This is a genomic window from Streptomyces sp. SID3343, from assembly GCF_009865215.1.
GTDB lineage: Bacteria > Actinomycetota > Actinomycetes > Streptomycetales > Streptomycetaceae > Embleya.
This window is the reverse complement of record NZ_WWJX01001235.1, coordinates 1-557: the sequence shown is the minus strand read 5'-3', so window position 1 is coordinate 557 and position 557 is coordinate 1. Positions and strand designations below refer to the sequence as shown.

1 pseudogene is annotated in these 557 nt (G+C 72.0%); it reads right to left on the bottom strand.

Going from position 1 to position 557, the window contains the following annotated elements:
* Nucleotides 1–290: 290 nt before the first annotated feature.
* Nucleotides 291–557 (bottom strand): annotated as a pseudogene (locus GT354_RS38590) (ROK family transcriptional regulator); the annotation flags it as partial.

The window sequence follows — 557 nt, the reverse complement described above, 5'->3', positions numbered from 1 at the left end:
GTGTCGGGTTGGACCGGCGGTGTGAACCGTTTGTGCAGGGTGAATCGGCTGTGCGGGGTTGGCTCGATTGTGCCGGTTGGACCGGCGGTGTCGGGTTGGACCGGCGGTGTGAACCGTTTGTGCAGGCTGAGCCGTGTGTGCAAGGTGGACCGGCTGCGCGGGAGTGATTGATCCGCTGCGGTCCGGATGTGGATCGGCGCCGTCCCCCGGCTCGGGGGGCGGCGCCGTTCGTGGTGGGAGGTGGCGCCTCCCCCGTGTGGGTGGGCGGTGGCCTTGGCGGCGGTGGTCGCTCAGGTGACGAGGACGGGAATGGTGGTGGGGTTGTCGAAGGTGTCTTCGTGGCTGATGCGCAAGGCGCCGCGCAGGGTTGCCTCGCGGCCGAGTACGCCGGTCACCACGAGCGGCTCGGGGGCCGGGCTCAGGGCGCGTCGGCGGGCCGTGACGGCGTCGATACCCGGGGCCAACCACGGGTGCCAGGTGGCGAGGTAGCCGCCGAGGATCACCTCGCCGACGTCCACCAGGCCCGAGATGGCCTGGACCCCCGCGCCCAGCGCGCG